The following is a 229-nucleotide window of genomic DNA, read 5'->3' as shown; positions in this document are numbered from 1 at the left end:
GGTTCGTCCGCTCCAAGTTAGGCGGGAGCTAAGGTGAGGCCGAAAGGCGTAGCCGATGCACAGACGGTAGAGATTCCGTCCCCACCGAAAGATTTAAGCGCAGGGACACTTTTAAAAGGTCAGAGCCGGGTGTTGGTTCCGGTAGTGATCGAGGGAAATATAGTACCGAAGTCTGGCTGGATGAGAGGCGAGAAAAGCTGCGTGTATATCTAAGGTGCCCGTACCGCAA

Annotated in this window: 1 rRNA gene; it reads left to right on the top strand. The window is 54.1% G+C overall.

Annotation, left to right across the window (positions count from 1 at the left end):
* Positions 1–229 (top strand): 23S ribosomal RNA (locus H6B10_RS16565); the annotation flags it as partial.

Source organism: Gemmiger formicilis, from assembly GCF_016901605.1.
Taxonomy (GTDB): domain Bacteria; phylum Bacillota; class Clostridia; order Oscillospirales; family Ruminococcaceae; genus Gemmiger; species Gemmiger formicilis_B.
The sequence above is the reverse complement of the archived record's forward strand: the minus strand, read 5'-3'. Positions and strand labels throughout refer to the sequence as shown.